Here is a 264-nt window from a genome sequence, read left to right on the forward strand (position 1 = left end):
TGTTTGAAGGTGCTGCCTTATGTGGCGCTGTGGTGGCCGAAGCCAGCGACGTCTACCAAGAAGCGCTACGCCCGTATGGTATGTATGTTGGAACTGCATTCCAGCTCATCGATGACGTTATGGACTACACTTCCACAGCAGAAGAAATGGGCAAGAGTGTGGGCGACGATCTAGCAGAAGGAAAACCGACCTTACCGCTGATCTGTACCATGAAGCATGGAACTGAGGAGACCAAACAACGCGTACGATCCGCCATAGAGACCG

At 52.7% G+C, this 264-nt stretch carries 1 protein-coding gene; it reads left to right on the top strand.

From position 1 onward, the window contains the following. Positions 1-264 (top strand): polyprenyl synthetase family protein (locus A3773_RS17220; protein WP_197462872.1); only part of this gene is annotated, 264 nt, incomplete at both ends.

Origin of the sequence: Neptuniibacter pectenicola, from assembly GCF_001597735.1 — a bacterium.
Taxonomy (GTDB): Bacteria; Pseudomonadota; Gammaproteobacteria; order Pseudomonadales; family Balneatricaceae; genus Neptuniibacter; species Neptuniibacter pectenicola.